This is a genomic window from Pseudoroseicyclus aestuarii (assembly GCF_003217255.1).
Lineage (GTDB): Bacteria > Pseudomonadota > Alphaproteobacteria > Rhodobacterales > Rhodobacteraceae > Pseudoroseicyclus > Pseudoroseicyclus aestuarii.
Genome location: NZ_QJTE01000002.1, coordinates 617,441 through 642,526, shown reverse-complemented (window position 1 = coordinate 642,526; position 25,086 = coordinate 617,441). Strand labels below are relative to the sequence as shown.

At 70.1% G+C, this 25,086-nt stretch carries 22 protein-coding genes and 1 tRNA gene; 11 read left to right on the top strand and 12 right to left on the bottom strand.

Annotated elements, in window-relative coordinates:
• Nucleotides 1-2 precede the first annotated feature (2 nt).
• Nucleotides 3-1,016 carry an AbrB family transcriptional regulator gene (locus DFP88_RS07910; protein ID WP_110813890.1) on the top strand — a complete coding sequence of 338 codons (1,014 nt, stop codon included), beginning with the start codon at nt 3-5 and terminating at the stop codon, nt 1,014-1,016.
• 178 nt (nt 1,017-1,194) lie between these two features.
• On the opposite strand, the gene DFP88_RS07905 is transcribed toward DFP88_RS07910, so the two are convergent.
• The 6 genes from DFP88_RS07905 to DFP88_RS07880 form a co-directional block, all read right to left on the bottom strand.
• Nucleotides 1,195-1,284, bottom strand: a tRNA-Ser gene (locus DFP88_RS07905).
• A 231-nt stretch (nt 1,285-1,515) separates the two neighbouring features.
• A complete protein-coding gene (dhaL, locus tag DFP88_RS07900) occupies nt 1,516-3,270 on the bottom strand; it encodes a dihydroxyacetone kinase subunit DhaL (protein WP_110813889.1) in 1,755 nt (584 codons plus the stop codon).
• A gap of 31 nt (nt 3,271-3,301) precedes the next feature.
• Nucleotides 3,302-4,234: a sugar phosphate isomerase/epimerase family protein gene (locus DFP88_RS07895; RefSeq protein WP_110813888.1), complete on the bottom strand. Its 933-nt coding sequence runs from the start codon at nt 4,232-4,234 to the stop codon at nt 3,302-3,304.
• Nucleotides 4,234-5,760 carry a glycerol-3-phosphate dehydrogenase gene (locus tag DFP88_RS07890; RefSeq protein ID WP_110813887.1) on the bottom strand — a complete coding sequence of 509 codons (1,527 nt, stop codon included), beginning with the start codon at nt 5,758-5,760 and terminating at the stop codon, nt 4,234-4,236. The genes DFP88_RS07895 and DFP88_RS07890 overlap by 1 nt, the downstream gene beginning before the upstream one ends.
• Before the next feature lies 1 nt (nt 5,761).
• On the bottom strand, nt 5,762-7,375 hold the full coding sequence (locus tag DFP88_RS07885) for an FGGY-family carbohydrate kinase (RefSeq protein WP_245904734.1): 1,614 nt from the start codon (nt 7,373-7,375) through the stop codon (nt 5,762-5,764).
• A 41-nt stretch (nt 7,376-7,416) separates the two neighbouring features.
• A complete protein-coding gene (locus tag DFP88_RS07880) occupies nt 7,417-8,382 on the bottom strand; it encodes a sugar-binding transcriptional regulator (protein ID WP_110814195.1) in 966 nt (321 codons plus the stop codon).
• Between the two features lie 442 nt (nt 8,383-8,824).
• Here DFP88_RS07880 and DFP88_RS07875 point away from each other — a divergent pair, with 442 nt between their 5' ends.
• The 5 genes from DFP88_RS07875 (at nt 8,825) to DFP88_RS07855 (ending at nt 14,125) form a co-directional block, all read left to right on the top strand.
• Nucleotides 8,825-9,481: a DUF2291 family protein gene (locus DFP88_RS07875; protein WP_110813886.1), complete on the top strand. Its 657-nt coding sequence runs from the start codon at nt 8,825-8,827 to the stop codon at nt 9,479-9,481.
• Nucleotides 9,478-11,013, top strand: a complete 1,536-nt coding sequence (locus DFP88_RS07870; protein WP_110813885.1) for a sugar ABC transporter ATP-binding protein — start codon at nt 9,478-9,480, stop codon at nt 11,011-11,013. The genes DFP88_RS07875 and DFP88_RS07870 overlap by 4 nt, the downstream gene beginning before the upstream one ends.
• 25 nt (nt 11,014-11,038) lie before the next feature.
• Nucleotides 11,039-12,115 (top strand): ABC transporter permease, encoded by a 1,077-nt coding sequence (locus tag DFP88_RS07865; RefSeq protein WP_110813884.1) that lies wholly within the window; start codon nt 11,039-11,041, stop codon nt 12,113-12,115.
• Between the two features lie 64 nt (nt 12,116-12,179).
• Nucleotides 12,180-13,133, top strand: a complete 954-nt coding sequence (locus DFP88_RS07860; RefSeq protein ID WP_110813883.1) for a D-ribose ABC transporter substrate-binding protein — start codon at nt 12,180-12,182, stop codon at nt 13,131-13,133.
• Nucleotides 13,134-13,264: 131 nt separating this feature from the next.
• Nucleotides 13,265-14,125 carry a DeoR/GlpR family DNA-binding transcription regulator gene (locus DFP88_RS07855; RefSeq protein ID WP_220032302.1) on the top strand — a complete coding sequence of 287 codons (861 nt, stop codon included), beginning with the start codon at nt 13,265-13,267 and terminating at the stop codon, nt 14,123-14,125.
• An 18-nt stretch (nt 14,126-14,143) separates the two neighbouring features.
• On the opposite strand, the gene derI is transcribed toward DFP88_RS07855, so the two are convergent.
• Together derI and DFP88_RS07845 are read right to left on the bottom strand one after the other, a co-directional pair.
• Entirely contained in the window at nt 14,144-14,602 is a 459-nt protein-coding gene (gene derI / locus DFP88_RS07850) for a D-erythrulose-4-phosphate isomerase (RefSeq protein ID WP_110813882.1), read from the bottom strand.
• Nucleotides 14,599-15,384 carry a triose-phosphate isomerase gene (locus DFP88_RS07845; protein ID WP_110813881.1) on the bottom strand — a complete coding sequence of 262 codons (786 nt, stop codon included), beginning with the start codon at nt 15,382-15,384 and terminating at the stop codon, nt 14,599-14,601. The genes derI and DFP88_RS07845 overlap by 4 nt, the downstream gene beginning before the upstream one ends.
• 186 nt (nt 15,385-15,570) lie before the next feature.
• On the opposite strand from DFP88_RS07845, the gene DFP88_RS07840 reads away from it, so the two are divergent.
• Together DFP88_RS07840 and DFP88_RS07835 are read left to right on the top strand one after the other, a co-directional pair.
• A complete protein-coding gene (locus tag DFP88_RS07840; RefSeq protein ID WP_110813880.1) occupies nt 15,571-16,797 on the top strand; it encodes a putative DNA modification/repair radical SAM protein in 1,227 nt (408 codons plus the stop codon).
• 36 nt (nt 16,798-16,833) lie between these two features.
• Complete coding sequence (locus DFP88_RS07835; protein ID WP_110813879.1) at nt 16,834-18,270, top strand: UdgX family uracil-DNA binding protein; 1,437 nt, start codon at nt 16,834-16,836, stop codon at nt 18,268-18,270.
• Here DFP88_RS07835 and DFP88_RS07830 read toward each other — a convergent pair.
• Nucleotides 18,267-19,280 carry a YeiH family protein gene (locus DFP88_RS07830; protein WP_110813878.1) on the bottom strand — a complete coding sequence of 338 codons (1,014 nt, stop codon included), beginning with the start codon at nt 19,278-19,280 and terminating at the stop codon, nt 18,267-18,269. The two genes, DFP88_RS07835 and DFP88_RS07830, sit on opposite strands and share 4 nt — an antisense overlap.
• A 102-nt stretch (nt 19,281-19,382) precedes the next feature.
• Between DFP88_RS07830 and DFP88_RS07825 the strand changes: the two genes are divergently transcribed.
• Complete coding sequence (locus tag DFP88_RS07825; protein ID WP_110813877.1) at nt 19,383-20,276, top strand: LysR family transcriptional regulator; 894 nt, start codon at nt 19,383-19,385, stop codon at nt 20,274-20,276.
• Here DFP88_RS07825 and DFP88_RS07820 read toward each other — a convergent pair.
• Together DFP88_RS07820 and ychF are read right to left on the bottom strand one after the other, a co-directional pair.
• Nucleotides 20,273-20,731, bottom strand: a complete 459-nt coding sequence (locus DFP88_RS07820; RefSeq protein ID WP_110813876.1) for a GNAT family N-acetyltransferase — start codon at nt 20,729-20,731, stop codon at nt 20,273-20,275. The genes DFP88_RS07825 and DFP88_RS07820 overlap by 4 nt on opposite strands.
• 58 nt (nt 20,732-20,789) lie before the next feature.
• Nucleotides 20,790-21,887, bottom strand: a complete 1,098-nt coding sequence (gene ychF, locus DFP88_RS07815; protein ID WP_110813875.1) for a redox-regulated ATPase YchF — start codon at nt 21,885-21,887, stop codon at nt 20,790-20,792.
• Between the two features lie 94 nt (nt 21,888-21,981).
• On the opposite strand from ychF, the gene DFP88_RS07810 reads away from it, so the two are divergent.
• Nucleotides 21,982-22,881, top strand: coding sequence for a CHAD domain-containing protein (locus DFP88_RS07810; RefSeq protein ID WP_110813874.1), 900 nt, complete (start codon nt 21,982-21,984; stop codon nt 22,879-22,881).
• A gap of 9 nt (nt 22,882-22,890) precedes the next feature.
• Here the strand turns inward: DFP88_RS07810 and DFP88_RS07805 are convergent, their stop codons facing one another.
• Nucleotides 22,891-24,465, bottom strand: a complete 1,575-nt coding sequence (locus tag DFP88_RS07805) for a lysine--tRNA ligase (protein ID WP_110813873.1) — start codon at nt 24,463-24,465, stop codon at nt 22,891-22,893.
• A gap of 141 nt (nt 24,466-24,606) precedes the next feature.
• Here DFP88_RS07805 and DFP88_RS07800 point away from each other — a divergent pair, with 141 nt between their 5' ends.
• On the top strand, nt 24,607-25,026 hold the full coding sequence (locus DFP88_RS07800) for a tellurite resistance TerB family protein (protein ID WP_110813872.1): 420 nt from the start codon (nt 24,607-24,609) through the stop codon (nt 25,024-25,026).
• Nucleotides 25,027-25,086 lie beyond the last annotated feature (60 nt).

Here is a 25,086-nt window from a genome sequence, read left to right as displayed (position 1 = left end):
CCATGGCCCGGGACCTGACCCGATACGCGGCCACGCTGGCCGCGGCCCTTGCGGGGGCGGCTCTGGCCGCCCTCCTCGGCGTTCCGGCCGGCGCGCTGATCGGCAGCACGCTGGCCGTCGCCGCCCTCGCCGCGGCGGGCCCCGCCGTCGGCCTGCCGACACGGCTTCGGGACGTCGCCTTCGCGACCATCGGCGTCTCCCTCGGCTCGGGCGTGGACGAGGGGCTCTTCGGCCAGCTCGGCACATGGGCCGTCAGCCTCGTGATCCTGACGGCCTCGCTCGTCGCCACGATCCTTACGGGCCGCGTCCTGCTGACCCGCTGGTTCGGCCTCGATCGCGAGACCGCGGTCCTCGCCAGCTCTCCGGGCACGATGTCCAATGCCATCGCCATCGCCAGCGAGGGCCGCGGCGATCCGACCGCGGTGATGTTCCTGCAGCTGATGCGCCTGCTGTTCCTCGTCCTCGCCATTCCGCCGCTGGCCGTCGTGCTCGACGGATCGGCCACAGCGGGCGGGACGGCGGCTCCTGCCATGGCGCTGGTCCCCTTCGCCCTGCTCCTCGCCCTCGCGACGGTGCTGGGCCTGCTCGGCGGCCGCGCCGGCATCCCCGCCGCGAGCCTGCTTGCCGGGATGATCCTGAGCGCGAGCGGCCATGCGACCGGGCTGGTCCATGGCCTCGCCCCGGGCTGGGCCATCGCCGGCGCCTTCGCCGTGACGGGGGCCGTCCTCGGCGCCCGGATGAGCCGCGTGACCATGGCGCAGGCAAGGCGCTACGCCCTTGCCGGGGTCTGCGTGGTCGCGACCTCGCTCGTGATCTCGCTCGCCGCCGCGCTCGTCGCGCAGGCTGTCACGGGCCTGCCCCTCTCGCAGGTCTGGATCGCCTATGCGCCCGGCGGGGTGGAGGCCATGGCCGCGATCGGCCTGTCCCTCGGCTTCGATCCCGCCTTCGTGGCCGTGCACCATTTCGCACGCATCTTCGCGCTTCTCCTCATCGTCCCGATGGCACTGCGCCTCTAGGCGCACGCTGCTCGCAGGCTGTGCGGGGGCAGGCCGCGCCATGGCTTCCGTGCTTACGGATGTCGCGCGAGGGGCTGCCCTGCGCGACAGGAGCCAGCGCGCCGGTCGAGCAATCAAAGAGCGGTGAAAGGATGACCTCCGGACGCAGCCGGGTCAGGGGGCGTCGCAAAAGGCCTTGTGGCGGAGACGAAGGGATTCGAACCCTCGAGACGGTTTCCCGCCTACTCCCTTAGCAGGGGAGCGCCTTCGACCACTCGGCCACGTCTCCGCCGACCCGTCTAGAGAGGTGGTCCCAGAGAAACAAGGCCAAAATCCTGCGCGTCGTCGTTACGTCGCGCCTGCCTGACGAGCGGCGCAAGGGGCGCACCGAGATGGCAGGGCGAGCGGGAACGGCCGGCGCCCTGGGAGCACCGGCAGTGAGCGAAACCACCGAACAAATGCAGGCGCGGAGGCGGCGGGACTTCGGAACCGGGGGTGCCGAAGCTGGTCGCGTGCCGCGCTAGATGTCCCGCCCCTGCGCGGCGCTCATCGCCGCCAGGATCAGCGCGGCGGAGGCGGCGCCGGGGTCTATGTGGCCGAGGGCGCGGTCGCCCAGCTTGGCCGCGCGGCCGCGTCTGGCCCACATCGCCTCGGTCGCGTCGCGGCCCGCCTGAGCGGCCTGTGCCGCGGCGGCGAGGCAAGCCTCGGCGCCGCCCCCGTCCCGCAGCGCGTCCTCCGCGGCTTCGGCGGCGGGCGCCCAGGCGTCGAGCATCGTCTTGTCGCCGGGACGGGCGCCGCCGCGCTCGGCGATGCCCTCGGCCATGGCGCGGATCCAGGCGGTGAGCGAAGCCGCGTCCAGATCGCCGCGATGGGCGACGGCGCGCCCGGCGTGGCGCAGGCCGGTGGCATAGAGCGGCCCGGCCGAGGCGCCGACGGCATCGAGGAAGGCCTGCGCCGCGGCGTCGCAAAGCACGTTCGGCGCAGCGTCCTGCGGCAGCGCATCGAGCGCCCGCGCCACGGCACGAAAGCCCGTCTCCATCGTCACGCCGTGATCGCCGTCGCCCAGTGCCCCGTCGAGCGCCGACAGCACGTCGGCCTCGGCGATGACCCGCTCTCCGGCGGCCAGAAGCATGGTGCGGAAGAGGGCGGCGGAGATCTCTCCGCCGGTCTCAAGCGGCCCCTGGGGCGCCTCGGATCGCATCTCGGGCCGCTGCCGAACGGGCCGCGCGGCGGGCGCGGAGGTGGGGGCCGCGGGCAGGCCGACCTGAAGCGCGGGCGTGCGGCAGGGATGGGCGATCAGCGGCTCGAGTTCATCGTCCAGTTTCAGGACCGAGAGAGATGCGCCGGCCATCTCCAGCGCGGTGACGTAGTTGCCCACCCAGCAGCAGGCCTGCGCCACGCCCAGCGCCTCCAGCCGCCCGGCAACATGGCGGTGCAGGATGTAAAGCTCCATCAGGCTGGTGGAGCCGAGGCCGTTGACCAGCACCGCGACGCGGTCGCCCTGCCCCAAGGCCAGCTCCTGAATGATCGGCGCCAGCAGTCTCTCGGCCACGGCATCGGCCGTCTCGAGCTGCGTCCGCTCGATCCCCGGCTCGCCATGGATGCCCATGCCGATCTCCATCTCGTCCGCGCCGATGGTGAAATTCGGCCGCCGCGTCTGCGGCAGGGAGCAGGCGCCCAGCGCGACGCCCATCGAGCGGGTGCGGGCATTGGCATGGGCGGCGAGGCGCGCGACCTCATCGAGGTCATGGCCCAGATCGGCGGCGGCCCCAGCCGCCTTGAACACGAAGAAACCGCCCGCGATGCCGCGCCGCTCACCCTCGCGCCCGATGGGGGCCGAGGCGGCGTCGTCGGTGACCAGCAGGCTGCGCGCCGCGATCCCCTCCTCCTCGAGCATCTCGGCGGCCATGCCGAAGTTCATCACGTCGCCCGAGTAATTGCCGTAGAGCATCAGCACCCCGGCGCCGCCATCGGCGGCCCGCACCGCATCGGCCACCTGCGCGGGACTGGGCGAGGCGAAGACATTGCCGATTGCCGCCGCATCGGCGAGGCCGCGCCCGACGTAGCCGACGAAGGCCGGCTCGTGGCCCGAGCCGCCGCCGACGACGATGCCGACCTTGCCCTCGCGCGGGCCGTCCACCGCCGCGACGGCGCGCAGGGTCTCTCCGTCCCGGCGCAGAAGGTCGGGATGGGCGGCGAGCAGCCCCTCGATCATCTCGTCGATCACCGCCTCGGGCGCGTTGATCAGCTTCTTGGTGCGTGTCTCTTCGGTCATGGCTGGCCCTCCCCTGCCGCCGCGGCCTGCCTCAGACTTTCAGGTCCGAGGCGCCGCTGTCGATATGCGGCGCCCAGAAGGCGACGCTTTCGGCGATCTGCGCGATCACCTGTCGATCGTTCGGCTCCCGCTCCTTGAACGACAGCTCGAGGCAGATCTCGTTGTCCCCCGCGCCGCCGTCGGCCAGCGCCGCCAGCAGCGGATCAGGCTGGATCGCGCCCTTGGCGTTGTAGTCAGCCGTGAAGGGACGATGCCCGGACTTGTCCATCATCGACTGCTTGATGTGGATGATGGGAGAGACCTTGGGCACCGCGCGCGCCCAGGCATAGGGGTCGGTGTCACTCGGGTTCGGGCTGGTGACGTCGCCGTGGTCGATATCGGCCATCATCCACATCGGCACCGCCATCTCGGCCGCCGTCAGCCGCTCTTGCAGGGCCATCGCCGCCTCGATCGTCTCGCCGAACTCGCGCCCGACACTCATCGGCTCCCAGAAGACCGAAGTCAGGCCGGCGGCCTTCGCATGCTCTGCAACCTCGGCCCAGCAGTCGATGGCGCAGTCGATCCGCTCCTCGCGCCGGGCGGGATCGTCGTAATCGGCGTAGGTCAGGATCGCGAATTGCGTCCCGACCGAGGTGCCGCCGAGATCGGCGGTGATATCGGCAAAGGTCTTGAACCAATCCACGTAGTAGCGCCGCACGTCCCGGTCCGGGTGGCCGAAGTGGTTGAGCCGCCCGTAGGGCCCCGTCATGCCGGAGGTCACGCGCACCCCGGTCCGGGCCTGCGCCCGGCCCATCTGCCGCGTCAGCCGGCGGATCACCGGCGCTGGCCAGGAGGGGTTGATGAACTCATGCGTCAGCTGCAGGTCGCGGATGCGCACCTCGCGGGCGACGGTCTCGATCAGCTCGCCCGGATCGGCGAAGCGGTTCACCAGCGGGTTGGTGTTCAGCGACAGGGTCAGGGCCATCAGGCGGCCCCCCGCGCGGGCGCGGGCTGCGGAAACTCGGCCTCGAACCAGCGGGCGAATGCCTCCTGCTCGGCCTCGGTCATGTGCAGACGGTGCTTGGACCGGCGCCAGAGCACATCCTCCGGGCGCTGCGCCCATTCATGCGCCACGAGATAGCGCACCTCGGCCTCGTAGAGGGTGCCGCCGAAGTGCCGGCCCAGCCCCTCGAGCGATCCGGCCTCCCCGGCGATGGCATGGACCCGCGCCCCGTAAAGGCGGCCATAGTGCCGCCGCAGCTCGCGCGTCATCCAGGGATATGCTTCGCGCATCTCCTGGAAGAAGGCGGTGTAATCGGCGTTCTCGATCTCGCCGCCCGGCAGCGGGGCCTTCTCGGTCCAGTCCGGGCCCATCTGCGGGAAGACGCCCTTGAGCTTGTGCATCCCCCGCTCGGCCAGCTCGCGGTAGGTGGTGATCTTGCCGCCAAAGACGTTCAGCAAGGGCGCCCCGCCCGTCTCGTCGAGGTCGAAGACATAGTCGCGCGTCACGGCCGAGGGGTTGCCCTGCCCGTCGTCGAAGAGCGGTCGCACCCCGGCAAAGCTGGTCAGCACGTCGTCCTGTGTCAGCTGCTCCTTGAAGTAGCGGTTCACGGCGGCCAGCAGGTAGTCGATCTCGCCCTGGTCGGGCTGCACCTCTTCGGCGCGGCCTTCGTAGGGGGTGTCGGTGGTGCCGATCAGCGCCTTGTCGCCCTCGTAGGGGTTGATGAAGATCACCCGCTTGTCGTGGTTCTGCACGAGGTAGGCCTGCTGACCCTCCCAGAACTTCGGCACGACGATATGGCTGCCCTTCACGAGGCGGATGTTGCGCGCGGAATTGCCGCCCGCGACATTGGTGATGACCTGGCTGACCCAGGGGCCGGCGGCATTGGCGATGCAGCGCGCGCGAAAGCGCCGCTCTTTGCCGGTGATGCTGTTGCGGGTTATCACGGTCCAGGCGCCGTCCTCGCGCCGGGCGCTGACGCATTCGGTGCGGGTGAGCACCTCGGCGCCCTTCTCGGCGGCGCCCAGCGCGTTCAGCACCACGAGCCGCGCGTCATCGACCCAGCAGTCCGAATATTCGAAGCCCCGGCGATAGCTGTCCTTCAGCGGCGCGCCCTCGGGTGCCCGCCGCAGGTCCAGCGTGCGGGTGCCCGGCAGCTGCTTCCGGCCCCCGAGATTGTCGTAGAGGAACAGCCCCAGCCGGACGAGCCAGGCGGGCCGGTCCTGCGGGCTGTGCGGCAGCACGAAGCGCATCGGCCAGATGATGTGCGGCGCGTTGTTCATCAGCACCTCGCGCTCGATCAGCGCCTCGCGGACAAGTCGGAACTCGTAGTATTCGAGGTAGCGCAACCCGCCATGGACCAGCTTGCCCGAGCGCGAGGAGGTCCCCTCGGCCAGATCGTCCTTTTCGCACAGGACGACCGAGAGGCCGCGGCCCGCGGCGTCGCGGGCGATGCCGGCGCCGTTGATGCCGCCGCCGATCACGAAAAGATCAAGGTCGGTGTCGCTCATGTCAGCTCTCCTGCTGCTGTGCCGGGGCGGGCGTCTGGCGGCGATGCTCCGCAAGGTCGTGCCAGACCGGGGTCAGCGCCTGCCGCGCGGTGCGGTAGGGTTCGAATAGGCGGGTGTAGGTGTCCTGCAGCGCCGTGTCCGGCGGCTCGGGCGCGCCGAGAAGCGGGGCGACCCAGTCGTCGATGCAGGCCTGCATGTCGGGATAGGCGCCGATCGCGACGGCGGCCATCATCGCCGCGCCCGCCGCGCCGGCCTCTTCCCGGGACGAGACGCGGACCTGCGCGCCGGTGGCGGCGGCGATGACGCCGCGCAGCGCGCGCGAGCGGGCGGCACCGCCGGTCAGCCGCAATTCCTCCGGCAGCGGGCCCATCGCGGCGTAGCAATCGCGGGTGGCAAGGCCCAGCCCCTCGGCCACGGCGCGCAGCAGGTCGGGATAACGGTGCTGCGCCTCAAGCCCGATCACCCCGGCCCGCGCCTCGGCATCGGTGAAGGGCCCGCGCTCGCCGGCCTGCGAGATGTAGGGATGATAAAGCAGCTGCCCCGGCGCGGTCTCGGCCAGCCAGCCGTCGATCCGCGCGACCAGCTCGGCGCGCGGCACCTCCTGCCCGAAGCTGGCCAGCAGGTCGCCCGCCAGCGCCAGCGCCCAGTCGATGTTCAGCGTCGCGGCCATGTTGGTCTGCACCTGCGTAACCACGCCCGGCACCGGCAGCGCGATGACGTAGCCCGTCCCCGCATCGTTCAGCACCACGTCCTCGGCCCGCACGGCGCGCATGTGCACCCCGGTCGAGCCGATGGTCGAGCAGGCGATGCCCGCCTCGCCGGTATGAACGCCGGCGCCGAGCGCCGTCATCACCATGTCGACATAGCCCAGGCAGACGGGCGTTCCGGCGCGCAGGCCGGTCTCCTCGGCGGCGGCCTCGGTCAGCGGATGGGTCTCTTCCGTGCCCTCGACGATTTGCGGCAGCAGGTGGCGGTAGCGCTCCAGCCCCAGCGCCGCGATCACCGCATCGTCGTAGGCGCGCTTTCGGAAATCACCGAAGGTGAAGCTGGCCTCGGACGGATCGGTCGCGCGCTGACCGGTCAGCTTGAGATAGAGCCAGTCCTTGCAGTGCAGCGCGGCCTCGGCCCGGTCCAGCATCTGGGGCGCCACCTCGGCCATATGGGCCAGCTGCGCGCCCTGCTGGCAGGTGTTCAGCCCGGTGCCGGTGGCGGCGAAGCGCGACGTCTCACCCGCGCCGGCGGCAAGGCGGCGCACCGTCGGCGCCGCCCGCGCATCGAGCCAGATCCAGGCCTCGCCCACCGGGCGATCCTGCGCCCCCACAAGCCAGGTCCCGTCGCCCTGCCCCGTCACTGCGACGGCAGCGCAGCGCGCGGCAAGCCGGGGCAGCTTGCCGCCCAGCCGACGCAGCGCCTCGGCGCAATCGGCCCAGGTGCGGTCCATGGATTGGGTGACGCTGCCGCCCGGCCCGCTGTCGTAGCTGTTCGGCACGGCGGACTCGGCCAGCTGCCTGCCGCGCAGGTCGAAGGCCACCGCCTTCACGACCGAGGTGCCGGCGTCGATCCCGATCAGGATCTCGCCCCCGGCCTCCGCCGCCTCTTGCATCGTGTTGTCCATCCTCGGCTCCTCCCCAAGCCGCGCACCCTGTCGGGCGCGGGTCAGCCGGCGTGATCCTCGGCCAGCGCCTGCGCCGTGCGCTCGTCTATGATCAGCCCGGTCACCAGCCCGCTGCGCAGGACCGAGCGGATGCCGCGCAGCTTCTCGATTCCGCCCGCGATGGCGACGAGGCGGCGGCCGCCCAGGCTGCCGACCGGCGGCGAGACGGTGCGCGCGCTCAGCGCGCTGTCGACCACGCGCCCGGCCTCGTCGAAGAAATGGCCCAGCACCTCGCCGACGCCGCCCAGCCGCCGCACCTCGGCGATCTCCTCGAGGTCGATCATCCGCGAGGCGACGAGCTGCGCGTCGGGCTGGGCGGTGCCGATGCCCACCACCATCAGCGGCGCCTCCGCGGCCATGCGCATCACCTCGGCCACGCCGCGCTGCGCCAGCAGCACGTCGCGATCGGCGGGCGAATTGGCGAAGAAGGGGACAGGGATGACATGCGCCTCGGCGCCGGTCTTCTCGGCCAGCCGGTGCATCACATCATGCGGATTGGCGGCGTAGTTCCGCGTCAGCCCGCCCATGAGCGAGACGAAGCGCGCCTCGGGCGCCGCGAGGCGCGGCAGCGCGCGGATCGCGGCGGACAGCGTGCGGCCATGGCCGACGCCGATCGGCCCCGCCCCCCCGGCGCCGATCTCGCGCTGCAGGAAGGCAGCGCCGGCGGTGCCCAGCGCCCGCAGCGGCAGCCCCTCTTCGCTGAGGTCGGGGACCACCTCGACCTGCGCCAGCGCGAAAATCTCGGACAGCCGCGCCTCGAGCGCGGCGCATTCGGCCACGGCGCCGTCGATCCGCACCTTGACCGCGCCGCTCTGGTTGGCCCGCGCCACGAGGCGATGCGCCTTGACGCTGGACACGCCCAGCCGCTGCGCGACCTGGGCCTGCGTCAGCCCGCCGGCGTAATGCAACCAGGCCGCGCGGATGGCGAGGCTATCGTCGGGCTGCTGCGGCACTGCCGTCGGTGACATGATCCCGCCCCGCATTGGTGAAGTAAATTTCGATATCAGAAATATCTTTCATCGTCAGCCGGAAGAAGTCAACAAGATCACATGAGTATCCCGGACACTGCTGACCCTCGCCCGAGGAGGCGCCGAGAGAATCTTGCTCTCGTCATCTATATTACAAGGCGATCCGGCAAGGTATGGCGGGGTTAGGCCGTCATTTTCGACAAAGAGGGCGATTGACAGGCCGGCGCTTTGGTAACATGACTTGGTAAGTTGCTATCACAGTCCTAGCACAAGGGATGTGACAGCGGATGCAGGCATCGGCCGTGACGGGGGGAGATCGTCGCACCGGTGCAGTGGGAGGATATCGTCATGACACAGCGCCCCCTCCGGGCTCGCCCCGTCGCAAGGCCGCACAGCCGGCCTGCCTGCCCGGCGCAGCCCCTTCGCTGAAAGGCCCGACCGAATGACCCAGCACGCCGATATCCCCACCGCCCGGCCCGCGCGTTCCGGCCTGCGCATCGGCATCGGTGCCGTGGCGCTGATCGCGCTTCTGGCCGCCATGGCCCTTGACACCACCGTGGTCCGCGACGGCTCCGATCTGGACCTGCAGGCGCAGGGCTTCTCGCCCGAGGCCTACGGGGCCGAGACCTTTCCTGTGATCCAGGCCAGCGTGCAGGAGCGCGCGGTCGAGGCGCCGACCCTGGCCGAGGCGATCGCGACCGACAAGGCCGCCGCCGGCGAGGAGTACGGCGTGCCCGGCGGCATCGGCCCGGTCTTCCCCGTCAGCTTCACCGGCACCGTGCTCGAAGGCAGCGCGGGCATCTACGCGGTCGCGGTCGATGGCGTGCCCGATGACGTGACGATCCGCGTCCAGACCGGCCCCGCGATCAACGGCACCGACCTGCGCGACAGCACCGGCGAGATCACCTTCGGCCAGTTCACCAACCAGATCGAGTACCAGGACGCCGGCGCCGCGATCAACGACGCGATGAAGGAGCAGGTGCTCGCCCCGCTCGACACCTCGGACCTGACCGGCAGCACCATCGCGGTCACTGGCGTGTTCAAGATGATCAATCCCGCGAACTGGCTGGTCACGCCGGTCGAGATGGCCGTGCAATGACTGCCCCTTCGCAAGAGACCGGCAGGGGCGAGGTCGTCCTTTCGGCCCGCAACGTCGGCAAGTCCTACGGCCAGATCCAGGCGCTGAAAGGCGTGAACTTCGACATTCGCCGCGGGCAGGTGACGACGCTCTTCGGCGAGAACGGGGCGGGCAAGTCCACGCTGATGAAGATCCTCTCGGGCGTCATCTCTCCCTCCTCGGGCGAGATCGTGCTGGACGGGCAGACCCTCCGCTTCGCCTCGGCCAAGGAGGCGACGGCGCGCGGCATCTCGATCATCCATCAGGAGCTGAGCCTCGCGCCGAACATGTCGGTGCGCGACAACGTCTTCATGGGGCGCGAGATCACCCGCGGCGGCGCCGTCGACTACGCCGAAGAGGCGCGCCAGACCCGCGCCCTGATGGAAGAGCTGGAAGAGGACATCGACCCCGCCACCCCGGTCGAGGATCTGCGCCTCGGCCAGCAGCAGATCGTCGAGATCGCGCGCGCCCTCTCGGTCAACAGCCGCATCCTGATCATGGACGAGCCGACCTCGGCCCTCTCGGCCTCTGAGGTGGAGGTGCTGTTCAAGGTGATCCGCGACCTGACCGCGCGCGGCGTCGCCATCGTCTATATCTCGCACCACCTCGAAGAGGCGCTGACGATCACCGATCACGCCGTGGTCCTGCGCGACGGCGCGATGACCGCCAGCGCCCCGCGCGAGGAGATCGACCTCGACTGGATCGTGCGCAACATGGTGGGCGAGAACTTCGACCTCGGCTCCCCGCCCACCGGCTACGAGATGGGCGACGCCGCCCTCAGCCTGCGCGGGCTCTCGGTGCCGTCGGCCAATGGCACGCGGCTGGCGGTCGAGGATCTGTCGCTGGACCTTCGGGCCGGCGAGATCGTCTGCATCTACGGGCTGATGGGCGCGGGGCGAACCGAGCTTCTGGAATGCGTCGCGGGGCGCACCGCCCCGCAGTCCGGCGCCATCGTCTTCGAGGGCGAGGACATGCGCCGCCTCTCCATCGCCGAGCGGATCGCCCGCGGCCTCGTCCTCGTGCCCGAGGACCGGCAGCGCGACGGCCTCGTGCAGACGATGAGCGTCGGGCAGAACCTCTCGCTCGCCTCCATCGGCGCTTTCACCCGCGGTCTCTTCACCTCGCGCCGGACGGAGCGCGGGCTGGTCGACGCCTCCATTCGCGACGTGACGATCAAGACGGACGGCGGCGGCGCGGCCATCGGATCGCTCTCGGGCGGCAACCAGCAGAAGGTGGTGATCGGCAAGATGCTGGCCACCCACCCGCGCGTGGTCCTGCTGGACGAGCCCAGCCGCGGCATCGACATCGGCGCCAAGGCCGAGGTTTTCCGCCTGCTGGCAGAGCGCGCGAAGGCCGGCATCGGCGTCATCTACTCCACCTCGGAGGTCGGCGAATGCCTGTCGATCGCGCACCGCATCGTGGTGATGCGGCGCGGCCGGATCGCCGCAGAGTTCGGCGCCGACGTCACCAAGGAAGAGATCATGGCCGCCTCGGGCGAGCAGGTAGCGGCATGACCCATACAACAAGCGGAGCACCCCAATGAGCGACCAAAGCACCGCCCCCGCCCGCAAGGGCCTGTTCTCGGGCGGCTTCGATCTGGGCCGACTGCTGCTGGAAGGGCGCGCCTTCTTCGCGCTGATCGCGATCATCCTCTTCTTCAGCTACCAGTCGCCCTACTACTTCACGACCGGCAACCTGCTGATCATGTCCAGCCATGTCGCCATCTTCGGCCTGCTGGCGCTGGGGATGCTGCTGGTGATCCTGACGGGCGGCATCGACCTCTCCGTCGGCTCGACCCTCGGGCTGGCCGGTGTGGTCGCCGGCGCGCTCATGCAGGGGGTCGAGATCCAGGCGATGGGCCTGACGCTCTATCCCTCGGTCTGGGTCGTGGTGGTGCTGACGCTGGGCCTCGGCGCGCTGGTCGGGCTGGTCAACGGCGTGCTGATCGCGATCTTCAAGGTGCCCGCCTTCGTCGCCACGCTCGGCCTGCTTTACGTCGCGCGCGGCATCGCGCTGTTGATGACCAACGGGCTGACCTACAACAACCTCGGCGGCCGCGAGGAGCTGGGCAATACCGGCTTCGCCTGGCTTGGCTTCAACCGCCTCTGGGGCGTGCCGATCGGCGTTCTGGTGCTGGCCGCCGTCGCCATCCTCTGCTCGCTGGTGCTGACGCGCACTGCCTTCGGGCGCTGGGTGTATTCCACCGGCGGCAATGCCCGCGCGGCAGAGCTGTCGGGCGTGCCGGTCAAGCTGACGACCATCGCAGTCTACATGGCCTCGGGCGTCTGCGCCGCCATCGCCGGGCTTGTCCTGTCCTCGCAGCTGACCTCGGCCGGGCCGACCGCCGGCACCACCTACGAGCTGACGGCGATTGCCGCCGTGGTGATCGGCGGCGCCGCCCTGACCGGCGGGCGCGGCAACGTGCGCGGCACGATGCTGGGCGCCTTCGTCATCGGCTTTTTGTCGGACGGCCTCGTGATCATCGGCGTCAGCTCCTACTGGCAGACCGTCTTCACCGGCGCCGTCATCGTCCTCGCCGTGCTGCTGAACTCGATCCAGTACGGCGGCCGCGGCAGCCGCGCGCCGCGCAAAGCTTCCCCGCCGAAGGCCGCCTGAGGCCCAAGGCGCGGAGACCCCCGCCGCATCGTCGGCAGACCACGAAACATTGGGAGGAGACACCATGTTCAAGACCACGAGACGCGCCCTGCTGGCCGGTATCGCCGCAGCCCCGCTCTTTGCCGGCGCCGCCATGGCGCAGGACGGCGGGCTGATCAGCATCATCGTCAACGATCCCTCGAACCCCTACTGGTTCACCGAAGGCGAGGTCGCCCGCACCACCGCCGAAGAGATGGGCTATACCGCCACCGTCGGCGCCCATACCGGCGACACCAATACCGAGAGCAATCTGATCGACACCGCGATCACCAACCAGTCGGCGGCGATCATCCTCGATCCGGCGAATGCCGACGGCTCCATCGGCGCGGTGCGCAAGGCCGTGGACGCGGGCATCCCGGTGATCATCGTCAATGCCGAGATCAACGAAAGCGGCCTCGCGCAGGCGCAGCTCGTCTCGAACAACGCGCAGGGCGCCGCCCTCGGCGCCGTGCAGTGGACGCAGGAGATGGGCGACGGCGGCCAGTACGTCGAGCTCTTCGGCGCGCCGTCGGACAACAACGCGCAGACCCGTTCCAACGGCTACGAGACGGTGCTCAGCCAGTATCCGCAGTTCGAGAAGGTCGCCGAAGAGGTTGCCAACTGGGACCGCACGCAGGGCTACAACAAGATGCAGTCCATGCTGCAGGCCAACCCCGACATCTCGGGCGTGATCTCCGGCAATGACGAGATGGCCCTCGGCGCCATCGCCGCGCTGAAGGAAGCCGGCCAGCTCGACGGCGTCGTCGTCGGCGGCTTCGACGGCTCGTCCGACGCGGTGGACTCGGTGCGGGCCGGCGAGATGGCCTATACCGTGCTGCAGCCGGTCGCCATCTTCGCAGAAGAGGCCGTGCGCCAGGCCGACAGCGTGATCCGCACCGGCGAGACCGGCGTCGACGCGGAAAAGCAGCTCTTCGACTGCCTGCTGATCACTGCCGACAACGTCGATCAGTACACCGCCGCCTTCACCCTGTCGCAGTAAGGGCGCAACCGCGCCGGCGCGGGGCTTGACCCTGCGCCGGCGCCTCCGCCGGCATGGCCCGCCGCATCACGGGCTTTGCCATCGCCGCCTGTCCGGGCCACAATGGCGCGCCCGCAGCAAGAACCGATGCCATGAAACAGCCCACCGCCATGCCCGCCGCCGTCCAGCGCCTGATGACCGAAGAGGTGCCGGCGGACAGCCGCCAGGCGCGTCAGCTCAGCCGCCGCCAGATGATCGCCGAGACGGTGATGACCGAGGGCGCGATGCGGATCGAGGATCTGACCGACCGCTTCGGGATCAGCCTGATGACCGTGCACCGCGACCTCGACGAGCTTGTCGGACGCGGGCTTCTGCGCAAGACGCGCGGCGTCGTCTCTGCCGCCGCGACCAGCCTGATCGAATCGAGCGACGTCTACCGCTCCAGCCGGCAAGAGGCCGAGAAGCGCGCCATCGCCCTGGCCGCCATGGCCTATGTCGAACCCGGGCAGGCGATCTTCTTCGACGATTCCACCACCGTGCTGGCCATGGCGCCGCACCTGCAGGACAAGGCGCCGCTGACGGTCATCACCAATTCGCTGACCCTGATGACGCAGCTGCGCGGCTTGCCCGAGCTGTCGCTGCTGGGCCTTGGCGGGCAGTACCATGCCTGGGCTAATGCCTTCATGGGCCGGATGACCACCGCCGAGATCGCGCGGCTGCGCGCCGACACGCTGTTCCTGTCGATGGCGGCGGTGACCGACGACATCGTCTTTCACCAGTCGCCCGAGATGGTCGAGACCAAGCGCGCGATGTTCGACAGCGCCGCCCGGCGCATCCTGCTGATCGATCACACCAAGTTCGAGCGGCGCGCCCTGCACGGCTTCGCCCCGCTGCTGGAATTCGACCGCGTCATCGTCGACGACGGCATCGACCCCGAGCACCTAGAGCGGCTGCGCGGCAAAGGGATCGCGGTGGATGTGGCGCCCGTCGCCGCCGCCATGGCAGCGCGCTGACGGTCGCCCGGCCCGGTCTCAGGCCGTGTACTTCTCGTCCAGCGCGTCGATGGCGGCGACATTGCCGGCGGAGCGTCCCTCGGGGTCGAACTCCTGCGCCAGAAAGGCCTCGGCCACGGATTTGGCCAGCTCGCTGCCGATCACCCGCGCGCCCATGGTGATGACCTGCGCGTTGTTCGACAGGGCCGCGCGCTCTGCCGAATAGGTATCATGCGTCTGCGCGGCGCGGATGCCCGGCACCTTGTTGGCCGAGAGCGCGACGCCGATGCCGGTGCCGCAGCACAGGATCGCCCGGTCATAGCTGCCGTCCAGGATGCCCTGGCAGACCCGGTCGGCGAGGTTGGCGTAAAGCTCGGACTGGCCCTCGGGCGGCAGCGAGAGGTCGCTGACCTCCAGCCCCTCTCGGCCCCCCAGATGCTCGGCCAGAGCCTGTGCCAGCCCCTTGCCGGCGCTGTCTCCCGCGATGGCGAGTTTCATGATGTCGTCTCCTCCTGCAAGGCCGCCGCGCAGCGCGAGAGGATGTCGAGGTAGCCCTCGACCGCCCAGGCCGCGCGGCCGATGAAAAGCCCGTCGATGGACGGGCGGGTGATGAGATCGGTGCAATTGCCGGCGTTGACGCTGCCGCCGTAGAGGCAGGGCACCTTGTGTCCCAGGGCCTGCCGCGCCACCTCGGCGATGGCCTCGTGGCGCGCGGCGGCATAGCCCGGATCGGCGGGCACACCGGCATCGCCGATCGCCCAGACCGGCTCGTAGGCCAGCAGGATCCGCGCGCCGCGCTGGTCTTCGTCCAGCAGCGCCAGCGCGCTCTCGACCTGTCGGCGCAGCACCGCGTCGGCCTCGCCCGCGTCCTTTTCCTCTGCCGTCTCGCCGATGCAGATCAGCGGCGTCAGCCCCTCCGCGACGGCGGCCGCGACCTTGAGGCCCACGGTCTCGTCGGTCTCGCCGAAGTGGTGCCGCCGCTCGGAATGGCCCAGCTCGACGAGATCCAGCCCGCAATCGACCAGCATCGAAGCCGAGATCTCTCCGGTCCAGGCGCCCGCCGCGGCCCAGTGCATGTTCTGCGCCCCGACGAGGGTGTCGCTGCCGTCCAGCCGCGCCGCCACCTCGCGCGCGGTGGTGAAGGGCGGCACGACAAAGCGCTGGATGCCCGCGGGCGTCGGCTCTGCCTTCAGCCTGTCGGCAAAGCGCAGCGCCTCGGCGAGGGTCTTGTTCATCTTCCAGCTAGTCCCGATCCAGACCTGCCGCCGCGTGCTTTCCATGCCTTCCCTCAGCCCCTGCCCTTTCGATGTTATGATAAGTCTAAGCTATGATAGGCCGACTTCAATCATAAAAGTGATAGAATCTCCGCGCGCGATACCACCGCCCGGACCGGGACTGACTCACCAGCGCGTGATCGTCATTCGCAGGCCATTGCCCTTCGGTGCCGACGGAACATATGGTGAACCATGCCGCTGGACCTGAACACAAAGCTCGCGATCCTCTCGGACGCCGCCCGCTACGACGCCTCCTGCGCCTCGTCGGGGACGTCGAAGCGCGATTCCAAAGACGGGAAGGGCCTCGGCTCCACCGAAGGCATGGGGATCTGCCACGCCTATGCGCCGGACGGGCGCTGCATCAGCCTTCTCAAGATCCTGCTGACGAACTTCTGCATCTTCGACTGCGCCTATTGCGTGAACCGCGTCTCCTCGAACACGCAGCGCGCCCGCTTCACCGTCGAGGAGGTCGTCTCCCTCACGCTGGAGTTCTACCGCCGCAACTACATCGAGGGGCTGTTCCTCTCCTCCGGCATCATCCGCTCGCCCGATGCGACGATGGAAGAGATGGTGCGCATCGCCCGCACCCTGCGCACGCGCGAGAATTTCCGCGGCTACATCCACCTCAAGACGATCCCCGACGCCTCGCCCGAGCTGATCGCCGAGGCCGGCCTCTACGCCGACCGCCTGTCGATCAACGTGGAGCTTCCGACTGACGCCGCCGTCGCCGCCTATGCCCCCGAGAAGAAACCCGAGAGCATCCGCGGCACCATGGGGCAGGTGCGGCAGGGCCGCGCCGCCGCGAAGGAGCGGAGCCATACGGGCAAGCGCCCGCCGAAATTCGCGCCCGCCGGCCAGTCGACGCAGATGATCGTCGGCGCGGATGATTCCACGGACGCGGTGATTCTGAACCAGTCGACGCGGCTCTACGACGACTACGGGCTGCGGCGGGTCTACTACTCCGCCTTCTCGCCGATCCCGGACAGCAGCGCCAAGCTGCCGCTGGTCCAGCCGCCGCTGCTGCGCGAGCATCGCCTGTATCAGGCGGACTGGCTGATGCGCTTCTACGGCTTCGAGGCCGGCGAGATCACCGGGACAGAGGCGAACCTCGACCTCGAGGTCGATCCGAAACTCGCCTGGGCCCTGCGCCACCGCGACCGCTTTCCCGTCGACGTGAACCGCGCCGAGCGCGAGGTGCTGCTGCGCGTCCCCGGCTTCGGCACCAAGACGGTGGGGCGGATCATCGCCACGCGGCGGCATCGCCGACTGCGCTGGGACGATCTGGTGCGGATCGGCGCGACGATGAAGACGGCGAAGCCCTTCATCACCTGCCTCGATTACAGCCCCGGCGGCCTGACGGACAGCGCCGGCCTGCGCGCCCGCTTCGCGCCGCAGCCGCAGCAGCTTCAGCTGCTGTAGCGGGAACGGGCGCGCGCGCAGGCGCGTTCAGCGGCCATGCCCCATGTCTCCCTCCCCAAGATCGGCACCGACACGGCCTGGCGCGACGCCGCGCGCGGGCTGATTGCGGCGCAGGAGCCGCCCGAGCGGGTCAGCTGGAGCCGGGGCGAAGAGGCGATGCCCGGCCTCTTCGACGGCGCCCCGGCCGAGGCGCCCGCCGCCGCCAGCCCGCTGACCGTGCCACGCGATTTCGTGGCGCTGGCGAACAAGGTCGTCTGGCATTCCGATCCCGAACGCTTCGCCCGGCTCTATACCTTTCTCTGGCGGCTGAAGGACAACAAGGGGCTGATCGAGGATCGCGGCGACCCGGCCCTCGCCAAGCTGCGCGAGATGGAGAAGGCGATCCGCCGCGACGTGCACAAGACCCATGCCTTCGTCCGCTTCCGCGAGGTGCCGACGAACGGACCCCGCCGCCGCTTCGGCGCCTGGTTCGAGCCCGAGCATTACTCGCTCGAGGCCTCGGCCCCCTTCTTCGCGCGGCGCTTTGCCGACATGGACTGGATGATCGCGACGCCGGACCTGACCGCGAGCTTCGAGGATGGCAGCCTGTCCCTGTCGGACGGACTCCCGCGCCCCGACCTGCCAGAGGACGCGGCGGAAGAGCTCTGGGGCACCTATTTCCGCAACATCTTCAACCCGGCCCGGCTCAAGGTCTCGGCCATGACCTCCGAGATGCCGAAGAAGTACTGGGCCAACCTGCCCGAGGCGAAGCATATCCCCGAGATGATCGCCGGCGCCCCGGCCCGCGCCCGCGCGATGCAGGAGGCCGCGCCGACGCTGCCGCCCCTGCGTTCTCAGAAAATCCTCGACCGGCTGCATGGAAAGGGCGGAGACACCGCGATGGATTGGGACGCGCTGCGGCAGAAGGCCGAGGAGGAAAGCCGCGACGGGCGCGAAGGCTACGGCCGCCTCGTGCTGGGCGAGGGCCCGCATGACGCGCGGCTGATGGTCGTGGGCGAGCAGCCGGGCGACGTGGAGGACCAGCAGGGCCGCCCCTTCGTCGGCCCGGCGGGCCAGATGTTCGACCGCATCGCCGCCGAGGCCGGGCTCGACCGCTCTGCCGCCTATGTCACCAATGCCGTGAAGCGCTTCAAGTTCGTGCAGCGCGGCAAGCGGCGGCTGCACCAGACGCCCTCCACCGGCGATATCGAGCATGCGCGCTGGTGGCTGGACCAGGAGATCCGGCTGCTGCGCCCGGCGATGATCCTGTCGATGGGCGGCACCGCGGCAGAGACGCTGACCGGCAAGCGCGCCGGCATCCTCAAGCGGCGCGGCCATGTCGAAGAGGGGCGCGACGGCGTTCCGGTCTTCCTGACGGTCCACCCCTCCTACCTGCTGCGCCTGCCCGATGCCAAGGCGCAGGAAGAGGGGACGGAGGCCTTCCGCGCCGACCTCGCCGCGGCGCGTGCCTATCTGGACAGCCTCGCGGCCTAGAGCGGCAGCAGCATCGCGGCCACAGCCGCCATCGCCGCGATCCCCGTCAGCGCCAGCGCCCCCGCCCCCAGCACGCGCAGCCCGGACGACAGCACGCTGCGCAGGTTCACCGACAGGCCCAGCGCCGCCATGGCGACAAGTGTCAGCGCCTCCGACGCGCGGGCGCTGAGGGCGACCAGCCCCTCGGGCAGCAGGCCGAGCGAGCGCAGGCCCATCAGCGCGAGGAACCCAAGCACGAAGGGCGGCACCAGCTGCGTGATCGGCAGGCGCGCCGGCTCTGCCTCTCCGCGCAGCCGCCCGGCGGTCAGGCCCAGCAGCAGGATGACGGGGCCGAGCATCAGCACGCGCATCAGCTTGACCAGCGTGCCTGTCTGCACCGCCAGCGCGCCCGCCGGCGCCGCCGCGGCCAGCACCTGCGGCACTGCATAGACCGTCAGCCCCGCCAGCACCCCCGTCTGCGCCTGGCTCAGCCCCACCAGCGCCGCGACCAGCGGCAGCGCCACGACCACCACAACCCCCAGCGCGGCGGTAAAGGCGATGGAGGCAGCGACATCGTCCGCCTCGGCGCCGATGGCGGGGGCGGCAGCGACGATGGCGGAATTGCCGCAGATCGCATTGCCGCAGGCCACGAGGATCGCCAGCCGCGGCGCAAGGCCCAGCGCCCGCCCGATGCCATAGCCGAGGCCCAGCGCGGCGCAGGTGATCGCCACCACCGTCAGCGGCAGCGCCCAGCCCGCCGCCGCGATGGCCGAGAGGCTGACCGAGGCGCCCAGCAGCACGATCGCCACCTCGAGCACCGGCTTGGCGGCGAAATCCACGCCCGCCTCCACCCGTTCGGGCAGACCCATGGCGGTATGCAGCGCGGTGCCCAGCAGGATCGCCAGCACCAGCCCCTCGATCCAGGCGCCGCCGAACAGCGCCAGCTCCGCCCGCTCGAGCGCGAGGGCAGCAAGGGCGATCAGCAGCGACAGGGCAAGGCCCGGCAGGATGCGGGCGAGCGGGGCGGGCATGGACAGGGATCCTTTCGGCTGCCGGAGACCATGCGCCTATGGGCCTTGAAGGTAAATCGAATAGTTCTTGACATATCGTTCGGCTAAGATGAACGGTCTGTCATGACCCTCGACCAGCTTCGCATCTTCGTCGCCGTGGCGGAGCGGCAGCACCTGACCCGCGCCGCGCAGGTGCTGAACATGACGCCCTCGGCTGCCAGCGCCGCGATCCGCGCGTTCGAAGATCGCTCGAACGCCCGCCTCTTCGATCGCGTCGGCCGCGGGATCGAGTTGACGCGCGCCGGCCGCGCCTTTCTGCCCGAGGCCCGCGCCGTGCTGGCGGCGGCCCACCACGCCGAGGCCGCGCTGGCCGAGCATGGCGCCGGCGGGGCGCTGCGCGGCACGGTCGAGATCCACGCCAGCCAGACCATCGCCAACCACTGGCTGCCGCCGCGGCTGATGCGGCTGCATGCCGCGCAGCCGGGGCTGGACCTGCGGCTGACCCTCGGCAACACGGCGCAGGTGACGCAGGCGGTGCGCGAGGGCCGGGCAGAGCTGGGCTTCATCGAGGGTCTCGTCGCGGCCCCCGCCCTTCTGGCCGAGGTGATCGCGACGGACGAGCTGGTGGTCCTCGTCGCGCCGGATCACCCCTGGGCCGGGACGCCGCCGAAGCTGGCCGATCTTGCGCAGGGCGCGGCCTGGATCATGCGCGAGGAAGGCTCCGGCACGCGGTCGGAATTCGAGGCCGCCCTCGCGGCTCTTGGGGTCGCGCCGCGCGATCTGCGGATCGGGCTGGTGCTGCCCTCGAACGAGGCGGTGCTCAACGCGGTGCAGGGGCCGGCTGCCGCGGCCCTTTCAAGCAGTGTCGCCGGGCCGCTGATCGCCACCGGCGCGCTGCGCCGCGTCGACCTGCCGCTGCCGCCGCGCGCCTTCACCATGCTGCGGCATGGCCAGCGCCAGCCCGGCCGCGCCCTCAGCGCGGTGATCGAGGCGATGCGCCCCGCGGCGCCGGGTTAATCGAGGTCCAGCCGCATCGTCACCATGTCGCCGCTGCGCGACATCTCCTCGTAGCCGGCCGAGACATAGGCGGCATGGGCGGGCAGGTTGTCGGCCTCGACCTTCAGGGTCACGGTCAGGGCGCGCAGGGCGCGCGCGGCCTCTTCGACCAGGGCGGCGACCTGCTCGCCCGCGCCGCCGCGCGCCTCTTCGGCGACGAAGACATAGGCCAGGTGGCGCTGCTCGGGGCCGATGCCGGGGCGCAGGGCGAAGAAGCCGACCTCCTGCCCCTGCGCGTCCAGCAGGTAGAAGGACTCGTCGTCCAGATCGCCCAGCCACTTCTCCTGCCATTCGAGCGGATCGAAGGGGAACTTGGCGCTGGGATTGACCAGCCGCAGCTCCGCCTCGTCGGTCAGAAGGCGGGACAGCGGCGCAAGGTCACGCTCCCGGTTGCGGCGCAGGCTGAGGTCGGTCATCGGCGGGGCTCCCTTCCCCGCCATGACTGCAACAGGCCCGACCGCGCCGCAACCGCCCTCAGGTGTTGAAGAGGAAGTGCATCACGTCGCCGTCCTTGACGGTATAGCCCTTCCCTTCGGAGCGCATCTTGCCGGCCTCTTTCGCCGGCCCCTCGCCGCCCAGGGTGACGAAATCACCGTAGGCGATGGTCTCGGCGCGGATGAAGCCCTTCTCGAAATCGCCGTGGATCACGCCGGCGGCCTGCGGCGCCATCGTGCCCGCCGGGATCGTCCAGGCGCGCGCCTCCTTGGGACCCACGGTGAAGTAGGTCTCGAGGTGCAGCAGCGCGTAGCCAGCGCGGATCAGCCGGTCGAGGCCCGGCTCCTCCAGCCCCATCTCGGACAGGAACATCGCCTGCTCTTCAGGGTCGAGCTGGGCGATCTCTTCCTCGATCTGGGCCGAGATCACGACATGGGCATTGCCCTCGGCGGCGGCCATCTCGGCCACGCGGGCGGACTGGCTGTTGCCGGACTCGGCCGCGGCCTCCTCGACGTTGCAGACGTAGAGGACGGGCTTGGAGGTCAGCAGCTGCAGGCCGCGCCAGGTCTTGCGGTCGTCCTCGGAGATCTCGACCGTGCGGGCCGGGCGTCCGTCGGAGAGCGCCTCCTGCGCCGCGCGCAGCAGGCGGTCCTGATCGACCGCCTCCTTGTCGCCGCCGCGGATCTTGCGGGACAGGCCGGCGATGCGTTTTTCCACCGACTCGAGGTCAGCCAGCATCAGCTCCGTCTCGACGGTCTGGGCATCCTCGACCGGGTCCACGCGCCCCTCGACATGGGTCACGTCGCCGTCCTCGAAACAGCGCAGCACATGGGCGATGGCATCGGTCTCGCGGATGTTCGCGAGGAACTGGTTGCCAAGGCCCTCGCCCCGGCTCGCGCCCTTCACGAGGCCCGCGATATCGACGAAGGTCATCCGCGTCGGGATGATCTGCTTCGATCCGGCGATCTTCGCCAGCGCGTCCAGCCGGCTGTCCGGCACCGCGACATCGCCGACGTTCGGCTCGATCGTGCAGAACGGAAAATTCGCGGCCTGCGCGGCCGCCGTCTTCGTCAGCGCGTTGAACAGCGTCGATTTGCCGACATTCGGCAGCCCGACGATTCCCATGCGAAAGCCCATAGCGCCCTCCTGAAAAGCCGCTGCGTCCTATCCCCGCCCCTGCCCCGGCGCAAGCCTTGCGGGAACCCCGCCGCGCCGCAGCCGGTTGAGGAGGATGAGTTACCGCTTCGCCCCGACCGACCCCAGCCTCGCCGAGGGTGCCCGCCGCATCGCCCGCGAAGAGCTGTCCGCAGCCGTCGCGGGGCTGGAGGCGCCGACTGATCCCCATGCCGCGGTGCACGAGGCGCGCAAAGCGGTGAAGAAGACGCGGGGTCTGCTGCGCCTGATCCGCGGAGGCTTTTCGGACTACAAGGCGCAGAACGACCATCTGCGCGAGGCAGGACGCCTGCTGTCCAGCCAGCGCGACCGCGCCGTCCTGCTCGAAACCTTCGAGCGTGTCTCGGCGGCCCATGCCGACCGGCTGGACCGCCGTAGGTTGACGCCCCTGCGCCGGCAGCTGACCGAGGATCGCGAGGCCGCAGATGGCACCGCCGATATCGAGGAGCGGATCGACCGCTTCCGCGGCGCCCTTCAGGACATCCACGACAGTGCCGCGCACTGGCACATCAAGCCGAAGGGCTGGTCCGCCATCGAGCCGGGGCTGGCGCGGTCCTACGAGCGGGCGCAAACCGCCATGCGCCAGGCCGAGCGCAGCCGCGACGCCGAGGCGCTGCACGACTGGCGCAAGCGCGTGAAGGACCACTGGTACCACACGCGGCTTCTGTCCCTCCTCTGGCCCGAGGGGATGAAGAGCCACCGCAAGGCCGCCAGAACCCTGGCCGACCTGCTGGGTCAGCACCACGACCTCGACGCCTTCGAGCCGCGCCTGCGGCAGGCCGAGTTGGCCGATGGCCCGAAGCAGGCCCTGATGCAGGCGGTCTGGGACGAGCGCGCCCTGATCGAGGAGCGCGCATTTGCCCTAGGCCCGCGCCTTCTGGCCGAAAGCCCCGAGGCTCTCGCCGCTCGTTGGAAGCGGCTGTGGAAGCTGCGCGACAGGTCCGCCGAGACGGCTTGACGCTGCGCCTCAGCCCTCGCGGGTCAGCGCCGCCTCGATCAGCTCGGCCGTGGGCGCGACGCCGTAAAGCGCGATGAAGCCGCCGAAGCGCGGCCCTTCACTGGCGCCCAGCAGCACCTCGTAAAGCGCCTTGAACCAGTCGCGCAGCGGCTCGAACCCGTGCTCCTTGCCGACGGCGAAGACCATGGATTGCAGCGCCTCGGGGTCCGGCGCCTCGTCCCAGCCCCGCAGGCGCTGCGCCAGATCCTCAAGCGCGGCACGCTCCTTCTCGTCGGGCTGGCGCACTGTCCGCGTCGGCTTCACCCGGTCATTGTAATAGCGCACGGCTCGCGCGGCGGCGCCGTCCAGCCCCGGATGCGTCTCGGGCGAGGCCTCGGGCGCATAGCGGCGGATGAAGCCCCAGAGCGTTTCCTTGTCCTCGGCCCCCGCCACGGTGGCGAGGTTCAGCAGCATCTGGAACGGCACGACCATGTCGCTTGCCGGGACGTTGCCGCGGTGGATGTGCCAGGCCGGGTTGGCCAGACGCGCCTTCTCGTCCTGCCCCTCGAAGGCGCGGACTTGCTGGTGGTATTCGTCTACCATCTTCGGGATCACGTCGAAATGCAGCCGCTTGGCGGTCTTGGGCTTGAGGTACATGAAGTAGCTCAAGGAGTCGGTGCCCGCGTAGGTCAGCCATTCGTCCATCGTCAGGCCGTTGCCCTTGGACTTGCTGATCTTCTGCCCGAGATCGTCAAGGAACAACTCGTAGGTAAAGTGGTTCGGCGCCCGCCCACCAAGGATGCGGCACATCTTGTCGTAAAGCGGCGTATTGGCGGCGTGGTCCTTGCCGTACATCTCGAAATCGACGCCCAGCGCGGCCCAGCGGGCGCTGAAGTCCGGCTTCCACTGCAGCTTCACGTTGCCGCCCGTGACCGGAAGGGTCCATTCGCGCCCCTCCTCGTCGTCGAAAGTGACGGTCGCCTCCTTCGGGTCGACATGTTTGATCGGCACGTAAAGGACGCGCCCCGTCTCGGGGTGGATCGGCAGGAAGCAGGAGTAGCTCTGCTGCCGCTCCTCGCGCAGGCTGGCGAGCATGACCTGCATGATCTCGTCGTATTTCTCGGCCGCGCGGCGCAGCGTCTCGTCGAAGCGGCCCGAGCGGTAGAACTCCGTCGCGCTGACGAATTCGTACTCGAAGCCGAATTCGTCCAGGAACCGGCGCAGCATCGCGTTGTTGTGCCCGCCAAAGCTGTCGTGGGTGCCGAAGGGATCGGGCACATCCGTCAGCGGGCGCTGCAGGTTCTCCTGCATCATCTGCTGGTTCGGCACGTTCTCGGGCACCTTGCGCATGCCGTCCATGTCGTCCGAGAAGCAGATCAGCCGCGTCGGGATCTCCGAGATCACCTCGAAGGCGCGGCGGATCATCGTGGTGCGCAGCACCTCGCCGAAGGTGCCCATATGCGGCAGCCCCGAGGGGCCGTAGCCCGTCTCGAACAGCACGTGGCCCTTTTCCGGCGGGGCCTTGTCGTAGCGCTTGAGCAGCGCGCGCGCCTCCTCGAAGGGCCAGGCCTTGCTCGTCATCGCCACGTCGCGCAGATCGGCCATCGTGCAGCACTCCTTCAAAAACCGCGGACTTCTAGGCCCCGGCGCGGCCGCGCGTCAATCCGGCAGGCCCGCGCCGCGGCTTGCCGGGCGGGCCCGCTGCCCGTAAACCCGGGTAAGATCGCGCAGACCGGGAGACGCGCCATGAACGACACGGCCTCGCTGACCGCCCAGGACGCGCTCTGCGCGCTGATGATCGCCGTCTCGGCCGCGGACGAGACGATCCGCACCGCCGAGCTCGTGCGCATCACCACCATCGTCAATCACCTGCCGGTCTTCGCCGATTACGACGCCGATCACATGCGCCCCGTCGCCGACCTCGTCTTCGACCTGCTCGAGCAGGAAGATGGCCTCGACGCGCTCTTCGGCCTGATCCGCGAGGCGCTGCCCGAACGGCTCTTCGAGACAGCCTATGCGCTCTCCTGCGATGTCGCGGCCTCCGACGGCACCGTCACCGAGGGCGAGGGCCGCATGCTCGAGGAAATCCGCTACGAGCTCGAGATCGACCGCCTGCATGCCGCCGCCATCGAACGCGGCGCGCGCGCCCGCCACATGACGCTGTAAGCCGCGCCCCCTCTTCTCTTGGCAAATATCCCGGGGGTAGGGCCGCAGGCCCCAGGGGGC

Bases quoted from the DNA above. Each gene is read 5' to 3' on its own strand.
- DFP88_RS07875 (WP_110813886.1), top strand. From the start codon at position 8,825: ATGACCCAGCACGCCGATATCCCCACCGCCCGGCCCGCGCGTTCCGGC.
- DFP88_RS07830 (WP_110813878.1), bottom strand. From the start codon at position 19,280: ATGCCCGCCCCGCTCGCCCGCATCCTGCCGGGCCTTGCCCTGTCGCTG.
- DFP88_RS07805 (WP_110813873.1), bottom strand. From the start codon at position 24,465: ATGGCCGATCTGCGCGACGTGGCGATGACGAGCAAGGCCTGGCCCTTC.
- DFP88_RS07825 (WP_110813877.1), top strand. From the start codon at position 19,383: ATGACCCTCGACCAGCTTCGCATCTTCGTCGCCGTGGCGGAGCGGCAG.
- DFP88_RS07870 (WP_110813885.1), top strand. From the start codon at position 9,478: ATGACTGCCCCTTCGCAAGAGACCGGCAGGGGCGAGGTCGTCCTTTCG.
- dhaL (WP_110813889.1), bottom strand. From the start codon at position 3,270: ATGACCGAAGAGACACGCACCAAGAAGCTGATCAACGCGCCCGAGGCG.
- derI (WP_110813882.1), bottom strand. From the start codon at position 14,602: ATGAAACTCGCCATCGCGGGAGACAGCGCCGGCAAGGGGCTGGCACAG.
- DFP88_RS07800 (WP_110813872.1), top strand. From the start codon at position 24,607: ATGAACGACACGGCCTCGCTGACCGCCCAGGACGCGCTCTGCGCGCTG.
- DFP88_RS07910 (WP_110813890.1), top strand. From the start codon at position 3: ATGGCCCGGGACCTGACCCGATACGCGGCCACGCTGGCCGCGGCCCTT.
- DFP88_RS07820 (WP_110813876.1), bottom strand. From the start codon at position 20,731: ATGACCGACCTCAGCCTGCGCCGCAACCGGGAGCGTGACCTTGCGCCG.
- DFP88_RS07860 (WP_110813883.1), top strand. From the start codon at position 12,180: ATGTTCAAGACCACGAGACGCGCCCTGCTGGCCGGTATCGCCGCAGCC.
- DFP88_RS07890 (WP_110813887.1), bottom strand. From the start codon at position 5,760: ATGAGCGACACCGACCTTGATCTTTTCGTGATCGGCGGCGGCATCAAC.
- DFP88_RS07840 (WP_110813880.1), top strand. From the start codon at position 15,571: ATGCCGCTGGACCTGAACACAAAGCTCGCGATCCTCTCGGACGCCGCC.
- DFP88_RS07895 (WP_110813888.1), bottom strand. From the start codon at position 4,234: ATGGCCCTGACCCTGTCGCTGAACACCAACCCGCTGGTGAACCGCTTC.
- DFP88_RS07835 (WP_110813879.1), top strand. From the start codon at position 16,834: ATGCCCCATGTCTCCCTCCCCAAGATCGGCACCGACACGGCCTGGCGC.
- ychF (WP_110813875.1), bottom strand. From the start codon at position 21,887: ATGGGCTTTCGCATGGGAATCGTCGGGCTGCCGAATGTCGGCAAATCG.
- DFP88_RS07880 (WP_110814195.1), bottom strand. From the start codon at position 8,382: ATGTCACCGACGGCAGTGCCGCAGCAGCCCGACGATAGCCTCGCCATC.
- DFP88_RS07865 (WP_110813884.1), top strand. From the start codon at position 11,039: ATGAGCGACCAAAGCACCGCCCCCGCCCGCAAGGGCCTGTTCTCGGGC.
- DFP88_RS07810 (WP_110813874.1), top strand. From the start codon at position 21,982: ATGAGTTACCGCTTCGCCCCGACCGACCCCAGCCTCGCCGAGGGTGCC.
- DFP88_RS07845 (WP_110813881.1), bottom strand. From the start codon at position 15,384: ATGGAAAGCACGCGGCGGCAGGTCTGGATCGGGACTAGCTGGAAGATG.
- DFP88_RS07885 (WP_245904734.1), bottom strand. From the start codon at position 7,375: ATGGACAACACGATGCAAGAGGCGGCGGAGGCCGGGGGCGAGATCCTG.
- DFP88_RS07855 (WP_220032302.1), top strand. From the start codon at position 13,265: ATGAAACAGCCCACCGCCATGCCCGCCGCCGTCCAGCGCCTGATGACC.